The organism is Janthinobacterium sp. SUN128 (assembly GCF_030587275.1).
GTDB classification, from domain to species: Bacteria; Pseudomonadota; Gammaproteobacteria; order Burkholderiales; family Burkholderiaceae_D; genus Janthinobacterium; species Janthinobacterium lividum.
The window spans coordinates 2,182,145-2,198,183 of sequence record NZ_JAPWHY010000001.1; the positions used below are offsets into that span (position 1 = coordinate 2,182,145).

Below are 16,039 nucleotides of genomic sequence, written 5' to 3' on the forward strand. Positions count from 1 at the left end.
AGTATCCCATGGCCCAACTGACCGAACTGACGAAAGACCAAAGCTACGCCATCGCCGACAGCCTGGCGCAAGCGTCAAGCCTGGTACTGGAATTGCGCATCCGCGAACGCGAGGCACTTGCGCCGGACGAGCGGGCGCTGCTGGAACAATATGAAAACCACCTGGACCAGATGGTGGCCTTGTTTCGCGCGTATGGCATTTATCTGACGGCCGAAGGCGCGGAGCAGGCGCGCGGCGATATCGAGGGTGCCATCGCCAAGGGCAAGTCACAGCTCAAGCGCATCGCCGACGTAAAGGCCGCCATAGTCACCGCGGCCAGGCTGGTCGACCTGGGTGCAGCCATCCTGTCGCGCGACCCGTTCGCCATCGGCGAGGCGGCGGCCAGTCTGCGGGCCAAGCCTAAAAAAGACAGTCAGGCTTGACCCAGCCGGCTGGCAAGCGGCTTACTCGATGCTGAGCATGCCCTGGTCGGAACTCAGGTGCGTGCCCGGCCCTGGCACCACCTCGACCAGACTGCGGGCGTAAGCGTCGCCCGCCAGCGCCGACGTCAGCGCATAATGGACGCCCGGTTTCAGGCCCGTGGCCAGGATGGCGCCGGCAGCCAGCGGCGAGGTCCATTCCATGCGGCCGGCCGGTGCCACGTCGCGGTTGAACAGCACATGCAGCTGACTGCCCATCAACAGCGCCTCGGTATTGCCCGCGGCCGACAGGCGGCGCGTATCGGGTGGCTGGGCCGTGCCCGTGGCGCCGTCGTTATTGGCGACAAACAGCGTGTGCAGGAAATATTCGGGAGCATTCACGGCGGGGGCGCTAGCCGATGTGACTTCCAGACGCCAGGTGCCCACATCCTCATTGGTGGTTTTTTGTTCGCTCTTTTGCGGCGGATGATTGAACCACAGATCACTGCCGTCGGCCTGGCGGCGGCGCACCATAAAGCGGCAGTCGCCGCTGCTGGCCGCCTGCTCATTCGCAGTGACCGCACTCATCTGCCTGCACACGGTGCCGTCATGATCAAGGCCGCCAACTTTATGCACGACAGCATTTTCCGGCAACACGGTTTGCACGATCAGCATACCCCCGCCGTTGCGCACGGTGGCGATGCGGCGCTGCCCTGCGCTGTAGCCCAGCTTGTAGCGGCCATCTCCAAAATTACTGGTATTGGTAGTATTGGCAGCAGGATCGTGCGCCGTATGTAACAAGAATGTAGCCGGCAAGCCGCGTTTGCTTCGCACGCTATCAAAGATCACCGTCACCGGCTTGGGCCAGAATGCCGGCTGGCGCAGGAACAGTATTTGGCGCACGAAACCGTTATTCCGGTCTAGCCGCGTTGCTGAATAGGCCTTGCTGGCATTGCCGCTGGCATAGGTATATTCCGGCGTATTTTCATAGCGCACGATGCCATCGAGCGCATTCACGCCACCGGGCTGAATTTCGTCTATCGTCGGATAGTTCTGTTGCAGCGCTTGCATCCACTGTCCGCCATCGCGGCTCAAGCCGCTCACCCCATTCATGAGACGTTCCGTCTGATCGTCCACCGTATCGTAGACCGTGATCGTGTTATGCGCCACACTGCGCGTGTAGTAATTCCACCAGTGCACGCTTTCATAGCTATCGTACAAGCCAGTATCAAGCAGCAATGGCGCCTTGTAATACAGCGCAAAACTATTCTGATCGGCGTGCTGGTGATTCTGTGCCGCGAACGAGGAGGACTTGAAGTCCAGTAACGTGGCATTCGCATAATCCCATGTGTCGCGCATCACTACCTGGCCCGACACGCGGAAATGACGCGCCAGGGGCAGGCTTGATATCGGCACGGCCGCCACTTCCTTCGGCCAGAACAAACGCTCCATGATCTCGTCTTTCTTGTAAGCACGCCTATTTACCTGCTCGCGGTAAAAAGACCAGGCCACGCCGTCGTCGCCCACACTGGCCACGCCGCGCGACAATTGTCCGAGCAGTGGATTACTTACAAGCAAATCATAATTGTCGCCGCTGGCAGGGAACAGGCCATCGCTGCGCAAGCCATAGATATAGGGATACAGCAGTTGATCCTGCCAGTCGGCCTGCAGCAGCGGCGTGCCGCCTTCATTGTCGAGCGCCGTGCGCCACAGCAGCAAGCGCTCCGGGATGCTCGACACGCCATAGGCGAAGCCCATCTGATGGCCGCCATCGGCCGAAATGGCGGCGCGCGCTGCCATGAAGCCCTTGTCGAAATGCGCATACGCCGTTTCGATCATCGGCACGACTTCGGGATGCTCTTCCGCGATCGCCAGCAAGCCCAGCGCCATGTTCGTCACGGCGCTGAAGGCGTGGCCGCTGACATAGTAAGTGGCAATCGAGGGAGATGCAGTAGGACGGTTCCAATGTTCGTACACGGGTTTCTGCGCGCAATCGAAGACCGTACTCGTATCGCGCAAGTGCTGATTGCTGCCGCACATGGAAGCCACCAGATGGTCGCCCGCCGTTGCCGTATTTTCGGCAGCAATCGTGTCCTTGATCCTCTGCGCCAGGACGGACCGGTAAGACCCGCCCCCCATTGCGGCAGGCACATTCTCGCTGCCCATCAGATCAAACAGCCAGTCATAAACGAGGCCCATGGCGGCCACTCTGCCGCCCATCGACCATTCATTGCCGGCGGGAAGTGGACTCGCCAGCAACATGTCGACATACGTCAGCAGGCCTTGCTTGTATTTATCCTGCTCCGTCAGCAACCATGCCATGGACAGCAATTGCGCGCTTTCATAAATCGTTCCGCGATGCCCGGTAGCGACCTTGCACGCTTTCGGGAAGTCGGACGACGTGGGCGCGATCGTGGCACAGCTGCGGATTTCCGCCAGGCGCATGTCGGCTGCGGAACGATAATCTGTCCAGACCTTTTTCAGACCGGTATCGAGCGACGCATACTGCATTAATTCCTGTCCCTGCCCGTCGCGCAAGATGAAATTACTCATGACCTCATTGCGCCGCGCACCGACATCGAATATCTGTTCATTTGCGGTCCAGTCGGTGAACGGCGCCGTAGCCGCCCCCCAGAATGCGCGTACAGGGACACCATTGACTCTGATATCGATCGTATGCTGCTGGGCGTCCCACGCCACCTTGATCTCGGCCAATGCGTCCGCCTTCAGATGAACGATGGTCAACGACATCATTGCCGCGGTGGTCGCCGCAGGTGTCAGCTTGCCGATAAAGATAATTTGCAGGCCGATCGTCCCTGGCGTATCCAAGGTGTCCGCATGACGGATGAGGATAGTGTTATTCGTGCCGCTGTACTGTCCAAAAATGGCTTGGTTCTCGCCATCCTGACTATCCTTGTGCTTTGCCAGCAAACTGAATTGTATGCTGCCTTTGACTGCGGGAAATTTAGCGGATGGATAGTACGGTAATTGCCGTTTCAGTCCGTCGATGCTCTCCTGCGCCAGAAACAGCCTGGGATGCCCGGATTTGAGTGGCGCCGGCAACTGCGCCATGGCCGACGACGCCATCGCCGCCAGCAGCAGAGCCAGCCCAACATGCCGCCATTTCTTTGCCAACGCCCCCCGGCTCACGAGGGGGAAAGATTGCCTTGCCTTTGCCTGAAATGCCATGCATTACCTCTATTCCACATGTGAAATTATCAAAAAAATATTAACAGCATATTGCCACGAATATTCCTGAAATGATAATAAATATACAATGCAGAGAAAGAAAATATAAGGAAGGACGCTATTTAAGAAAATTAATATTTCTTGAGAAAAATAAGCAATTCTCCAGCCGCATCATTACGGCTCAGCGGTCCTGTGTCCCATCGCGTGCGTCGCCATCTTCAGGTACAGGAAGGACTGCTCCTCATTGTGCGCATAACCCATGCGGCCCTCCGCCAGGGCGACGGACTTCTGCTGCAGCGCTTCCGGGTATGCGAGGTCGCAGGCAGCGTCGAGCCAGTAGCGCGCCGTAGCTTCGTCGCTGTCCTGCAGCAGGTTCGCCACGATGAACATGGCCGGCGCCACGCCGCGTTGCGCAGCCAGTTCCAGCCAGCGCAGCGCGGCGGCGCTGTCCTGCGGGCCGCCCATGCCGTTCTTGTGCATCAAGCCCAGGTAGTATGCGGCAGGCCCGCCGCCCTGCACCGCCGCCTGTTCGAACAGGGCGCGCGCCTGCGGCTGGGTCGACTCGCCCGCGCGCATCAAGACCTTGGCCTGTGCCGTGGCATCGGGCGCCGCGGCTGCCACGGGGGACGCCAGCGCGGCGGCCAGCAGCAAATTTGCCAGCATCATTTCGACAAATCGAGCTGGTACAGCGCAAAGCCCTTGCCCGCACCATCATCAGATTTCAGCTGCGTGACGTTATCGATGGCCGCCGCTTTCGCCAGCTCGATCACGTTCGGCGCTGAATGGAAGACCACCGGGCCCTTCGTGGCAACCTTGGCAAAGCGCCAGCTGCGCGCCGAGCCGTTTTTTGCGCGCGTCAGGTTTTTCTGCTGCGTGACGTAGGCGATCAGCAGTTCGCGGTTGTTGTCGGGCGAGGCCACCACCGTCTTGCTGCCGTCGAGGCCAGGGAAATTGCCGCCACCGCTGGCGCGGTAGTTATTCGTCGCAATCAAAAATTCCTGGCCCACGTCCACCGGCTTGCCCTGGTACGTCAGGCCCTGGATGCGCTGGCCCGGCGGCTGCGTGACATCGATCTGGTAGCGCACATCAGCGCTGGTGATGGCGTCGAAGTTGTAGCTCGGATGGGCCGTGTTGACCAGTTCCTGCGCTTCCAGCTTGTTCGGATCGATGGTATTGAAGCGCTGCGCCGACTGTTCCAGCCAGGCTTTCAGCTCCGCGCCATTCATCTTCACGCCGTACAGCGCGTTCGGATACAAATACAGGTCGGCCGCGTTGTTCAGCGCCACATTGCCCGCCTTGACGTCCGTGTAGTCGGACACGCCAGCCGAGCCGCTCTTGAACGGGGACGACATCGACAGCACCGGCAGGTTGGCATACTGCGGCAAGTTCGCCTTGACGTAGGCGGCCAGATAGCCCGCCTGCGCCTGGTTCACCACTTCGATGGCGCTGACGTCGCCCACGTCGGCAAAATACGTCGACATGCGGAAGTCCGTGGCGCCGACGGGCGTCTGCACGTAGGCGATCGTCGCCGCGTGTTCTTCCGCCACCAGCCTGGCGATGGCCGGGTCAGGCTGGACGTAGCTCTTGTCCGCGTTCTGGATGCCGCGCGCTTCCACCGTGGTGGCGCTCTTGTCGACGACCCACTGCTTGCCGTCGTGGCGCAGGCGCAAACCGATCACGCCCAAATGCTTGCCCCACAAATTGGCCATCACGGTGGGCACGCCATTGACCAGGCCCTTGACCTTGTCGACGCCGGGCAGATTGAACTGCGGCACCGTGCTGGCCGCGTTCGGGAACAGCTGGTGCGAGTGGCCGATCAGCATGGCGTCCACGCCCGGCACTTGCGACAGGTAGTAATTGCCGTTTTCCATGGTGGGCGAATACGGGCTGCTATCCAAGCCGCCGTGCGAGATGGCCACCACCAGCTCGGCGCCCTTGGCGCGCATCTCGGGAATGAATTTTTCCGCCGTCTCGCGCACGCCCTGCGTATAGACGCGACCTTCGAGCCAGCGCTTGTCCCAGGCCATGATGGTGGGCGGCGCAAAGCTGATGATGCCGACCTTCACGCTGCTCGTGATTGGCCGCCCATCGGGGCCGGTGGCCGTGATCTGCTTGGCGATGATGTGGTACGGCGCAAACAGGGGCTTGCCCGTCTTGACGCTGTAGACGTTGGCCAGCACTTGCGGGAACGCGGGACCGGCACAGCGCGGCTTGCCGGCATCGACGCTGTCGACGTCGAATTGGTTGCCCGTCACCTGGCTCAGAAACGCCAGGCCGTAGTTGAATTCGTGGTTGCCGATGCCGCCGCCATCGACCTTCAGCAGATTCATGGCCTTGTAGATGGCCAGGGTCTGGTCGCAGGCCAGCGGTTTGACCAATGCCTGGTAGTCGGCCAGGGCCGTGCCCTGGATGGTGTCGCCGTTGTCGAGCAAAAGATTGTTCGGATACTGCGCGCGCGCCTGGGCGATCAGGGCCGCCGTGCGTTCCAGGCCGATCGACGGTTCCGCCTGCAGCTTGTAATAGTCATAACTGAGCACATTCGCGTGCAAGTCCGTCGTCTCCAGCAGGGCCAGGGTGGCGCTGCTGCCCGCGGGCGCGGCGGCCAGCGGCTGGGCGGGTCCATGGGCGGCGGGCGGCAAGGCACCGCAGCCGGCCAGCAGCAGCGGTAACAGGGCGAGACGGGGAGATTGAAGCATGATGTATTCCTGTGGAAAGACAATATCGCCAGCATCATACGCAGCACGGTAGCCATCATCAAGGCAAAAATATTGTCGCAAATACAGCAAAATCGTCATTTTATTGCCCCGTGCGGCATCGATTCGGCGCCGCCGGCATCAGAAACCGGCCGCGCTCGCGTATAATTCAGGGTTTGATTTCACCATAGAAGACCAGAACATTATGGAAGCCGAACGCATCAATATCATCTCCGCCCTGCTCAACGACCTGACGGTCCGCGAAGCCGAACTTCGGAGGTATCTTTGACTTCACTGTCAAGTCGGAGAAACTAGAGCAAGTCAACGAAGAACTGGAAGACCCCACGGTCTGGAACGATCCCAAACGCGCCCAGGACCTCGGTAAAGAGAAGAAGGCGCTCGAAGCCATCGTCTTCACCCTGGCCAAGGCCGATGCCGACCTGCGCGACACCCGCGACCTGTTCGACATGGCCCGCGAAGAAGGCGACGACGACACGCTCGAAGCGATCGAGCAGGACGTGCAGGAAATCCGCAAGGTCATCGAAAGCATGGAATTCCGCCGGATGTTCAACAATCCGATGGACCCGAACAACTGCTTCATCGACATCCAGGCCGGCGCCGGCGGCACGGAAGCCCAGGACTGGGCTTCGATGCTGCTGCGCCAGTACCTGCGCTATTGCGAACGCAAGGGCTTCAAGGTCGAAATCCTGGAGCAGTCGGACGGCGAGGTAGCCGGCATCAAGACGGCCACCCTGAAGGTCGAGGGCGATCATGCCTACGGCTTCCTGCGCACGGAAACAGGCGTGCACCGCCTGGTGCGCAAGTCGCCATTCGACTCGGCCAACGGCCGCCACACCTCGTTTACGTCGCTGTTCGTGTATCCGGAAGTCGACGATTCGATCGAGATCGACGTCAACCCGGCCGATATCCGCGTCGACACCTACCGCGCGTCGGGCGCCGGCGGTCAGCACATCAACAAGACCGACTCCGCCGTCCGCATGACCCATGCGCCGACCGGCATCGTGGTGCAGTGCCAGAACGACCGTTCGCAGCACCGCAACCGCGCCGAAGCGATGGAAATGCTGAAAGCGAAACTGTACGAGCATGAACTGCGCAAGCGCATGAGCGAACAGCAAAAGCTGGAAGACTCGAAGACGGACGTGGGCTGGGGTCACCAGATCCGCTCCTACGTGCTGGACCAGTCCCGCATCAAGGATTTGCGCACCGGTTTCGAGACGGGCAATACCAAGGGCGTGCTCGATGGCGACATCGACGAGTTCATTTCCGCCTCGCTCAAGCAAGGCGTATAAGGATGAACGCATCCGCTCCGGCGCAGCGCGCCTTCCTGTTCGACATGGATGGCACGATTGTCGACAACATGGCCTTCCACACGACATCGTGGCTGGCGTTCTTTGAACGCCACGGCCATGCGCTGGACGCGGACGTTTTTTTCCGCGACACGGCAGGACGGCAGGGACACGAAATCATCGCCAAGTACCTGGGCGCGGATGCCGACCACCTCACCCTGCTGGCTGAAAAGGAAGTCGTCTACCGCGAACTGTATGGCCCGCACCTGGCCACGGTGGCCGGTTTCGACGCCTTGATCGCCAGCGCGCGCCAGGCTGGCGTGGGACTGGTGGTGGGCACGGCCGCGCCGGACGAGAACATCGCGTTCACGCTCGACGGCCTGGACCTGCGCCACCGCTTCGACGCCATCGTCGGCGCCGCCGACGTGGAACGGGGCAAGCCGCACCCGGACGTTTTCCTGAAAGGCGCGCTGCTGGCCGGAGCGCTGCCGCACAACTGCATCGTCTTCGAAGACGCGCCCCTGGGCGTCGAAGCGGCGCGCCGTGCCGGCATGCGGGTCGTGGTACTCACCACCACCCTGCCGGCCGAAGCGTTTGCCGCCTTCGACAACGTCATTGCCATCGTGCCGGATTTCTCCTCGCTCGACGTCGACGCACTGTTTGCCAGCGTGGCGCCAGCGCTGGCACCACATCATCAATAATCACCAACGAAGAACACCATGACTACGGATATCCAAGAACAAGCCGCCGCCCCCGATGAAAACAAGATCATCGCCGAGCGCCGCGTCAAGCTGGCAGCACTGCGCGAACAAGGCGTCGCCTTCCCGAACGATTTCCGCCCCGAGCACAAGGCGGCAGATCTGCATGCGCAATACGGCAGCAAGACGCGCGAAGAGCTGGAAGCCGAACCTGTCACCGTGGTGCTGGCCGGCCGCATGATGCTCAAGCGCGAAGCGGGCAAGAAAGCCGCTTTCGCCACCCTGCAGGACGCTTCCGGCCCGAAAGCCGACGGCCGCATCCAGATCTACGCTACCTTGGACCTCACCGGCGAAGCGGCCATGGCCGCCCTGCACCACTATGACCTGGGCGATATCCTGGGCGTGACGGGCACGCTGTTCAAGACCAAGACGGACGAACTGACCATCAAGGTCACGGAACTGCGTTTGATCACCAAGTCGCTGCGCCCGCTGCCGGACAAATTCCACGGCCTGGCCGACCAGGAAACGAAGTACCGCCAGCGCTACGTCGACCTGATCATGAACGAAGAGACGCGCCGCACCTTCAAGGCGCGTACCGCCGCCATCTCGTCGATCCGCCGCTTCATGGAAAAGAACGAGTTCATGGAAGTGGAAACGCCGATGCTGCACACGATCCCGGGCGGCGCGGCGGCAAAGCCGTTCATCACGCACCACAATGCACTGGACATGCAAATGTTCCTGCGCATCGCGCCGGAACTGTACCTGAAGCGCCTGGTGGTGGGCGGCTTCGACCGCGTGTTCGAGATCAACCGCAACTTCCGCAACGAAGGCGTGTCGATCCGTCACAACCCTGAATTCACGATGATGGAATTCTACGCGGCCTACACCGACTACAAATGGCTGATGGACTTCACGGAAGCCGTCATCCGCCAGGCCGCCATCGACGCGCACGGCACCGCCACCCTGACCTATGGCGGCCGCGAGCTGGACCTGGCCAAGCCGTTCCACCGCCTGACCATCGTCGAAGCGATCAACAAGTACGCACCGGGCTACACGCCGGAGCAGTTGAACGATGCGGAATTCATCAAGGAAGAGCTGAAGAAATTTGGTGTCAAGCCGTTCGCCACGGCCGGCCTGGGCGCGCTGCAACTGGCGCTGTTCGAAGAAACGGCTGAAGCGCAGCTGTGGGAACCGACCTACATCATCGACTACCCGGTCGAAGTGTCGCCACTGGCGCGCGCTTCCGACACGGTGGCCGGCATCACCGAGCGCTTCGAGCTGTTCATGGTGGGCCGCGAAATCGCCAACGGCTTCTCCGAATTGAACGACGCGGAAGACCAGTCGGCCCGCTTCCTGGCGCAAGTGGCCGCCAAGGATGCCGGCGATGAAGAGGCGATGTTCTACGACGCCGACTACATCCGCGCGCTGGAATACGGCATGCCGCCAGCCGGCGGCTGCGGCATCGGCATCGACCGCCTGATGATGATCATCACGGATTCGCCGAACATCCGCGACGTCCTGCTGTTCCCGCACCTGCGCCGCGAAGAATAATCACGGCCGCAAGCCGATAAAAAGCCGCCTGGTCTTGCGATCAGGCGGCTTTTTTACATCTGCCGCAGGCCGTCAGCCGGCCAGGGTCACGCGCTGGTGGCTGCGGCTGGCCTGCTGCGCCGCCAATGCCGTGGCCAGCGCACGCATGCCGTCGTCGCCGGTGGCGGCCGGCTGCCCTTCGCCGCGCATGGCGCGCTGGAAGGCGCGCACCGAGCGCACGTACAGGTTTTCATGCTCGACGGGGATGTCGACGCTGCCGCCGTCGCGCGTCAGGGTAATGCTGCCGACGGGGCGCTGCGTCATCACGCCGGTGGCGAAGATGGTGCCCTTGGTGCCTATAATTTCCACGCCGGACAGCGAATGCGGCGCGTTGAACGCGTCGTGCACCTGCACCAGGGTGCCGTTGTCGAACTCGATGACAGCCATCAGGCCCTCTTCCAGCCCGGCCACCGTCATGCCGCCGCTGGTGGCGCAGGCCGTCACGTGGCGCGGCTCCGAGTCCAGCAGGAAGCGCAGGGTGTCGACGTCGTGCACGAACATGTCGAGCGTGACGCCGCCCGACTCCGGCGCGTCCAGACGCCAGCCGCGCAGGTGCTGCGGCAGGTTGTTCGCGTGCAGCACGCGGCAATACAGGGGCTGGCCGATCTCGCCGGCGCGTATCAGCTCGCGCACCTTGCCGTGGCTGGCGGCGTTGCGCAGGTGGTGGTTAATCCCCAGCACCACGCCCGCTTCAACGCAGCCGTCCACCATGCGGCGGGCGTCGTCCAGGTTCAGCGCCAGCGGCTTCTCGCACAGCACGTGCTTGCCGGCGCCCGCCGCCTGCAAGGTTTGCGCCATGTGCAACTCGTTGGTGGTGCTGATGTACACGGCGTCCGCGCCCGGATGGGCCAGTGCCGCATCCAGGTCCGTGTAGCTGGCACCGATGCCGAACTGCGCGGCAAAGGCGGCGCCGCGCGCGGCGTCCCGGCTGACCACGGCCAGCACTTCGGCATCGCCCTGCTGGCGGATCGCGTCGACCATCCATTCGCGCGCCACGGTGCTGGCGCCCACCAAAATCCATCCGATCTTCTTCATTCGATTCTCCCGTTAAAAAGTGTGGCGCAGGCCGAGGTTCCAGGCCTGGTTGCCGGTGCCGTTGTCGGTGGCATTGCCCACCACATAGGCGGCGCCGTTGCGGTTATCGATATGCGCGTAAGCGGCATACAAGGTGCTGCGCTTCGACAGCGCATAGGTGTAGCCGATGCCGACCTGGGAAGCGTCGCCGTTGGCGGCGCGCCGGTCGTCGCGGCGCACGTACGAGAACAGGACGCGGTGCGGGCCAAAAGGCACGGTGGCGCCCAGCATCAGGTCCGCGCTGTCGACCGTGGTGGCCGCGCCCGCCATGCTCTTGCTGAAGGCGACGGCGCCATGCGCCTTGAGCACGCCAAAGTCCCAGGTAGCGCCCAGCACCGTGTTGCGCGCCCTGCCCGCCACTTGCGCGCTGGATATGGTGTTGGCGTCCTGGTGCGCCATGCGCACGTACAGCGGCCCGCTGGCATAGGTGGCCGCCGCGCCCGTGTAGCGCCTGGCCGCCGCGTCGCCGGGCACTTCGCCGAAACCGTACGCCAGTTCGCCGGAAAGGCCGCCGCGCACGGGCGAGCTGTAGGTGATGCTGTTGTCGACCCGGCTGATATAGCCGGCCGTGAAGACGTTGCTCATCCTGCCAGCAAAACCCAGGTAAAACGGGTCCAGCGCCCCCAGGCTGCTATCGATGAACGTGTACTGGCGGCCCAGCCGCAGCGTGCCCGCCGCGCCGCCCAGGCCGACGAAGGCCTGGCGCCCGAACAGCAGGCCACCCTGGGCCGAAGCGCCCGTGTCGGCCAGGATGCCCGCATCCATCGTAAACAGCGCCGTCATGCCGCCGCCCAGGTCTTCGCTGCCCTTGAAACCGAGCCGCGAGCCGTTAGCGATGCCGCTCGTCAGCTTCAGCACCCTGCCGCCGGCGCCGCCGCTCTCGGACACGACACCCATGTCCATGATGCCGTACACGGCCACGTTCGACTGCGCGCAACACAGGCCGCTGCCGGCGCCAATGATCATTGCCCCTACTACCTTCTTCTTCATCTCTTTCCCTGTCTATCTTTTTTTAGAAACTGCGCCTAGCCCACCAGATGGCGCGGACGCTCGCCGCGCAAGCCTGCCAGCAGGTTGTCCACGGCCTGCTGCGCCATGGCGTAGCGCGTTTCGTGCGTGGCCGAGCCGATATGCGGCAGCGCCACCACGTTGGCCATGCCCGGCAGCGGATTGTCCGGCGCCAGCGGTTCGCGTTCAAACACGTCGAGACCGGCGCCGTGGATGGTGCCCTGCTGCAGCGCCTCGATCAGCGCCGCCTCGTCGACAATGCGCCCGCGCGAACCGTTGATGAAGATGGCGCCGGGGCGCATCAGCGCGAACTCGCGCCGGCCCATCATGCGTTCCGTCTGCGCCGTCAGCGGCAGCACCACGCAGACGAAATCGGACCCTTCCAGCAAGTCGTCGAGCGCCACCTGGCGCGCGCCCAGCGCCGCCTCCACCTCGGGCACCGCTTCGCCGTTCACGTACAGCACCTGCATGCCGAAGCCGAGCGCGGCGCGGCGGGCGACGGCGCGGCCGATGCGGCCCATGCCCAGCATGCCGATGGTCTTGCCATGCACATTGACGCCGTACTGGCTTTCGCCCACGCTGCGCGTCCAGCGTCCGGCCTTGACGAATTCGGCCAGTTCGACGACGCGCCGCGCGCTGGCGAGGATCAGCGCGAAGATCGTGTCCGCCGTCGTCTCCGTCAGCACGTCGGGCGTATTTTCCAGCAAGATGCCCCGTTCGCGCAGGTAATCCACGTCGAACTGGTCGACGCCCACTGAAATGGTGGAAATGATGCGCAGCTGTTCGGCCGGATCCAGCAGTTCGCGGTCCAGGCGCACGCTGGCGCCCAGCAAGCCGTGCGCGCCGCGGATGGCGGCCGCGAATGCGGCGCGGTTGCCCGCATCGATCGCCTCAAAATACGTCACCTCGCATTCTTCGCGCAGGCGCGCCAGCAGCGGCTCGGCCAGCTTTTTATACACAACCACATGTTTTTTCACGAGTTTTCCCCTGTACGGTTCAAGATGGGACCAGCGCGTCGAGCTGGGCGCGGGTCGGCAAGCCTTCCATGTCGCCGGCCACCTGGATGGCGAAGGCGCCGACCCGGTTGCCGCGCCGTACCGCCTGCGCCAGCGGCAAGCCTTCCAGCAAGGCGCTGACCAGGCCGGCCGCGAAGCCGTCGCCGGCGCCTACCGTGTCGACCACGTTGGCCACGCGCTCGCCCGGCACCATGCCGCTGTCGCCATCGGCCGTGCGGTAATAGGCACCCTCGGCGCCCAGCTTGATGACCACCAGCCGCGCGCCCTGCTGCAGGTAAAAGCCGGCGACGTCGTGCGGCAGGTCGTGGCCGGTGAGGATTTTCCCCTCCCCCAGGCCGGGCAGCACCCAGTCCGCCTTGGCGGCGAGGCGGTTGATCTGTTCGACCATCACGGCTTGCGACGGCCACAGCGAGGGCCGCAGATTCGGGTCGAACGATACGCTCCGGCCGTTGGCGCGCATGAAGTCAAGGGCCTGGCCGGCGAATGCCAGGCTGGTCTCGGACAGCGCCGCGGCCACGCCCGTGGCGTGCAGGTGGCGCGCGGACAGGAAATAGGCGGGGTCGAAATGCTCGGGCGCCAGCCGGCTGGCGGCGGAACCCTTGCGGAAGTATTCGACCAGCGGATCGGCGCCGTTCTCGGCCTTCTCCTTGAGCAGGAAGGCGCTGGACTGGCCGGCGACGGTGGCGACCCGGCTGCAATCGACGCCCTCGGCCTGCACGCTGGCGCGGATGAAGCGGCCGAACGAGTCGTCGCCCACCCGACTCAGCCAGCCGACGCGCAAGCCCAGGCGCGCCAGGCCGATGGCGACATTCGTCTCGGCGCCGGCCAGGCGGCGCGTGAAATGCGCCACGGCCGCCAGGTCGCCCGTTTCCTCGGCAACGAACATCGCCATCGCCTCGCCGTAGGTGACGACATCGAGCGCGTGCTCCCCTTGCAGCATTTCGTGTTTGATCATGCGGCCTCCAGGATTTGAATGTAGCGGCCCGTTTCGGCCACCAGGTCGACGCCCTCGAGCGGGAATTCGATGGCCCGCTGCACGCCCGGCGCAAAGTGCGCGAAGACGGCGCGCCAGGCCGGATCGGCCTCGGAAACGGCGCAGGCGGACAACCGCCCCCCGTCATCGATGACAGCCTTGCAGTGCACATAGCGCACGTACGGCGCCAGCAGGCGCGCCGCCTGCTGCGCATCCTCGCCCACCCAGCGCCAGTTGCCGATGTCGAAGGTCAGCCCCACCGGCAGCCCGCCTTCGCGCGCCGCCGCCAGGAAGCGCGCCATCGTCGCCAGCCTGCCGCCATGGGCCGTCTGGTCGTTTTCCACCAGCAGCGCCACGGGTGCGGCCGCCAACAAAGCGTTCAAGGCCTGCAGCTCGGGCGCGGCCGGGTAATGGCCGAGCGACACCTTCAGGTAGCGCGCGCCCAGGCGCGCCGCCTCGTCCAGCATCTGCTGCAGCAGCTCGTGCTGCAGCAATCCGTCCGCGCCCCACAATTCGATGGGCGTGGAATACACGCAGTACAGGCCGCGCGCGGCCACCGCCGCGCCCATGCGCGCCAGGTCCGGCAAGTCGGAAGTAAACAGTTCGCGGCGGATCTCGATGCCGGCGCCCCCCGCATCGGCCACCACGTCGATGAAATGGCTTTGCCCCAATTGCCGTACCCTGCTTGCGCCATAGGCCGACGCCGCCACCAGGACGGGGCTCACTTGATCGCTCCCGCGCCGACGAACTGGCGCGCTTCGGGCGTTTGCGGGTTGCTGAAGAAGGCCTCCGAAGGCCCGCTCTCCCACACCGTCCCCTGGTGCATGAAGACGGTGACGTCGGCCATGCGCCGCGCGAACTCCATCTCGTGCGTCACCAGCAGCATCGTCATGCCGGCCTGCGCCAGCTCTTCCATGACTTTCAGCACTTCCTGCGTCAGTTCCGGGTCGAGCGCCGACGTCACTTCGTCGAACAGCATCACTTGCGGCTCCATCGCCAGCGAACGGGCGATCGCCACGCGCTGCTGCTGGCCGCCCGACAACTGCTCGGGATAGGCTTCGCGCTTGTGGTCCAGGCCCACCTGCTTGAGCACGCGCAGCGCCGTGGCGCGGCCCTGGGCGTCGGGCACTTTCTTGACGATGCGCGGCGCCAGCATGACGTTTTCTTCGACGGTCAGGTGGGGGAACAGGTTGTAGCTCTGGAAGACCATGCCGACATCCTTGCGCAAGTCGAGCAGATGCTCCTGGCGCGCCGTCAGCGTATGGCCGGCCACGACGATGCTGCCGCTGTCGATGGTTTCCAGGCCATTGATACAGCGCAGCATGGTGCTCTTGCCGGAGCCGCTGCGGCCGATCACGGCGATCACCTGGCCCCGCTCGACGGCGAACGACACGCCCTTGAGCACATGGTTGGCGCCGAAGCTCTTGCTGATATGGTCGATTTCAACGATGGGCATGGAATTTCCTTTCCAGTGAATGGCTGTAGCGCGACAGCGGATAGCACAGCGCGAAGTAGATCAGGGCGACGACGGGAAAGACGATGAAAGGCAGGAAGGTCGCGTTGCTGACCAGTTGCCCTGCCCGCGTCAGTTCCACCACGCCGATGATCGAGGTGATCGAAGTATTCTTGATGATCTGCACCATGAAGCCCACCGTCGGCGGCAGCGAATGGCGCAGCGCCTGCGGCAGGATGACGTAGCGCAGCTGCTGGTAGCGGTTCAGCGCCAGCGCGGCCGATGCTTCCCACTGCTGCCGCTGCACGCCTTCGATGCAGCCGCGCCAGATCTCGCCCAGGTAGGCGCTGGCAAAGATCGTCATCGCCGCCCCCGCCGCGATGATTGGCGACAGCTTGTAGCCGAACAGGGCCAGGCCGTAATAGGTGAGAAACAGCACGATCAGCACGGGCGTGCCCTGGATCAGCTGGATGTACAGGGCGCTGATGCAACGCAGGACGGGACTGCGCGCCGTGCGCAGCAGCGCCACGGCGAAGCCGGCGATGCCGCCCGTGATGAAGACGATCAGCGACAGGCCGATGGTCCAGCGCGTGGCCTCGAGCAGGAATTGCAGGTTATCCCAGGAAAAATCACTGATCAT

Annotated in this window: 14 protein-coding genes; 4 read left to right on the forward strand and 10 right to left on the reverse strand. The window is 63.7% G+C overall.

Translation table 11 applies throughout. The features are described from left to right. The first annotated feature begins 8 nt into the window (after nt 1–8). Nucleotides 9–422: a hypothetical protein gene (locus tag O3297_RS09915; RefSeq protein WP_305048558.1), complete on the forward strand. Its 414-nt coding sequence runs from the start codon at nt 9–11 to the stop codon at nt 420–422. Nucleotides 423–443: 21 nt separating this feature from the next. Here the strand turns inward: O3297_RS09915 and O3297_RS09920 are convergent, their stop codons facing one another. From O3297_RS09920 to O3297_RS09930, 3 genes are all read right to left on the reverse strand, one after another. After that, a complete protein-coding gene (locus O3297_RS09920) occupies nt 444–3,227 on the reverse strand; it encodes a heparinase II/III family protein (protein ID WP_305048559.1) in 2,784 nt (927 codons plus the stop codon). Nucleotides 3,228–3,761: 534 nt separating this feature from the next. Next, complete coding sequence (locus tag O3297_RS09925) at nt 3,762–4,253, reverse strand: tetratricopeptide repeat protein (RefSeq protein WP_305048560.1); 492 nt, start codon at nt 4,251–4,253, stop codon at nt 3,762–3,764. After that, on the reverse strand, nt 4,250–6,283 hold the full coding sequence (locus O3297_RS09930) for a bifunctional 2',3'-cyclic-nucleotide 2'-phosphodiesterase/3'-nucleotidase (RefSeq protein WP_305048561.1): 2,034 nt from the start codon (nt 6,281–6,283) through the stop codon (nt 4,250–4,252). Before O3297_RS09930 ends, O3297_RS09925 begins: the two co-directional genes overlap by 4 nt. A gap of 202 nt (nt 6,284–6,485) precedes the next feature. Here O3297_RS09930 and prfB point away from each other — a divergent pair. The 3 genes from prfB to lysS all read left to right on the forward strand — a co-directional run bounded on the left by prfB (nt 6,486) and on the right by lysS (nt 9,836). Then, nucleotides 6,486–7,590, forward strand: a protein-coding gene (gene prfB / locus O3297_RS09935) for a peptide chain release factor 2 (RefSeq protein ID WP_138829122.1) whose coding sequence is annotated in 2 segments (ribosomal slippage) — nt 6,486–6,566 and nt 6,568–7,590 — 1,104 coding nt in all. Because the reading frame shifts where the segments join, the coding sequence is not laid out codon by codon here. Nucleotides 7,591–7,592: 2 nt separating this feature from the next. Next, nucleotides 7,593–8,288 carry an HAD family phosphatase gene (locus O3297_RS09940; RefSeq protein ID WP_305048562.1) on the forward strand — a complete coding sequence of 232 codons (696 nt, stop codon included), beginning with the start codon at nt 7,593–7,595 and terminating at the stop codon, nt 8,286–8,288. A gap of 18 nt (nt 8,289–8,306) precedes the next feature. Continuing rightward, the gene (lysS, locus tag O3297_RS09945) at nt 8,307–9,836 is read left to right on the forward strand and encodes a lysine--tRNA ligase (RefSeq protein WP_070254181.1); all 1,530 of its coding nucleotides are present in this window, start codon (nt 8,307–8,309) and stop codon (nt 9,834–9,836) included. Nucleotides 9,837–9,908: 72 nt separating this feature from the next. On the opposite strand, the gene O3297_RS09950 is transcribed toward lysS, so the two are convergent. Genes O3297_RS09950 through O3297_RS09980 form a run of 7 tightly spaced genes read right to left on the reverse strand, consistent with a single transcriptional unit; the run spans nt 9,909 to nt 16,039 of the window. Further along, complete coding sequence (locus O3297_RS09950; protein ID WP_305048563.1) at nt 9,909–10,910, reverse strand: Gfo/Idh/MocA family protein; 1,002 nt, start codon at nt 10,908–10,910, stop codon at nt 9,909–9,911. Nucleotides 10,911–10,922: 12 nt separating this feature from the next. After that, complete coding sequence (locus tag O3297_RS09955; protein ID WP_305048564.1) at nt 10,923–11,939, reverse strand: porin; 1,017 nt, start codon at nt 11,937–11,939, stop codon at nt 10,923–10,925. 35 nt (nt 11,940–11,974) lie between these two features. Beyond that, nucleotides 11,975–12,934 carry a D-glycerate dehydrogenase gene (locus O3297_RS09960; RefSeq protein WP_305048565.1) on the reverse strand — a complete coding sequence of 320 codons (960 nt, stop codon included), beginning with the start codon at nt 12,932–12,934 and terminating at the stop codon, nt 11,975–11,977. Nucleotides 12,935–12,953: 19 nt separating this feature from the next. Next, entirely contained in the window at nt 12,954–13,928 is a 975-nt protein-coding gene (locus O3297_RS09965; protein WP_305048566.1) for a sugar kinase, read from the reverse strand. Next, nucleotides 13,925–14,671, reverse strand: coding sequence for a sugar phosphate isomerase/epimerase (locus tag O3297_RS09970; protein ID WP_305048567.1), 747 nt, complete (start codon nt 14,669–14,671; stop codon nt 13,925–13,927). The genes O3297_RS09965 and O3297_RS09970 overlap by 4 nt, the downstream gene beginning before the upstream one ends. Next, a complete protein-coding gene (locus O3297_RS09975; protein WP_034782945.1) occupies nt 14,668–15,402 on the reverse strand; it encodes an amino acid ABC transporter ATP-binding protein in 735 nt (244 codons plus the stop codon). The genes O3297_RS09970 and O3297_RS09975 overlap by 4 nt, the downstream gene beginning before the upstream one ends. Then, a complete protein-coding gene (locus O3297_RS09980) occupies nt 15,389–16,039 on the reverse strand; it encodes an amino acid ABC transporter permease (RefSeq protein WP_034782946.1) in 651 nt (216 codons plus the stop codon). Before O3297_RS09980 ends, O3297_RS09975 begins: the two co-directional genes overlap by 14 nt.

Bases quoted from the DNA above. Each gene is read 5' to 3' on its own strand.
- O3297_RS09925 (WP_305048560.1), bottom strand. From the start codon at position 4,253: ATGATGCTGGCAAATTTGCTGCTGGCCGCCGCGCTGGCGTCCCCCGTG.
- O3297_RS09915 (WP_305048558.1), top strand. From the start codon at position 9: ATGGCCCAACTGACCGAACTGACGAAAGACCAAAGCTACGCCATCGCC.
- lysS (WP_070254181.1), top strand. From the start codon at position 8,307: ATGACTACGGATATCCAAGAACAAGCCGCCGCCCCCGATGAAAACAAG.
- O3297_RS09950 (WP_305048563.1), bottom strand. From the start codon at position 10,910: ATGAAGAAGATCGGATGGATTTTGGTGGGCGCCAGCACCGTGGCGCGC.
- O3297_RS09975 (WP_034782945.1), bottom strand. From the start codon at position 15,402: ATGCCCATCGTTGAAATCGACCATATCAGCAAGAGCTTCGGCGCCAAC.
- O3297_RS09940 (WP_305048562.1), top strand. From the start codon at position 7,593: ATGAACGCATCCGCTCCGGCGCAGCGCGCCTTCCTGTTCGACATGGAT.
- O3297_RS09965 (WP_305048566.1), bottom strand. From the start codon at position 13,928: ATGATCAAACACGAAATGCTGCAAGGGGAGCACGCGCTCGATGTCGTC.
- O3297_RS09980 (WP_034782946.1), bottom strand. From the start codon at position 16,039: ATGATCAGTGATTTTTCCTGGGATAACCTGCAATTCCTGCTCGAGGCC.
- O3297_RS09930 (WP_305048561.1), bottom strand. From the start codon at position 6,283: ATGCTTCAATCTCCCCGTCTCGCCCTGTTACCGCTGCTGCTGGCCGGC.
- O3297_RS09955 (WP_305048564.1), bottom strand. From the start codon at position 11,939: ATGAAGAAGAAGGTAGTAGGGGCAATGATCATTGGCGCCGGCAGCGGC.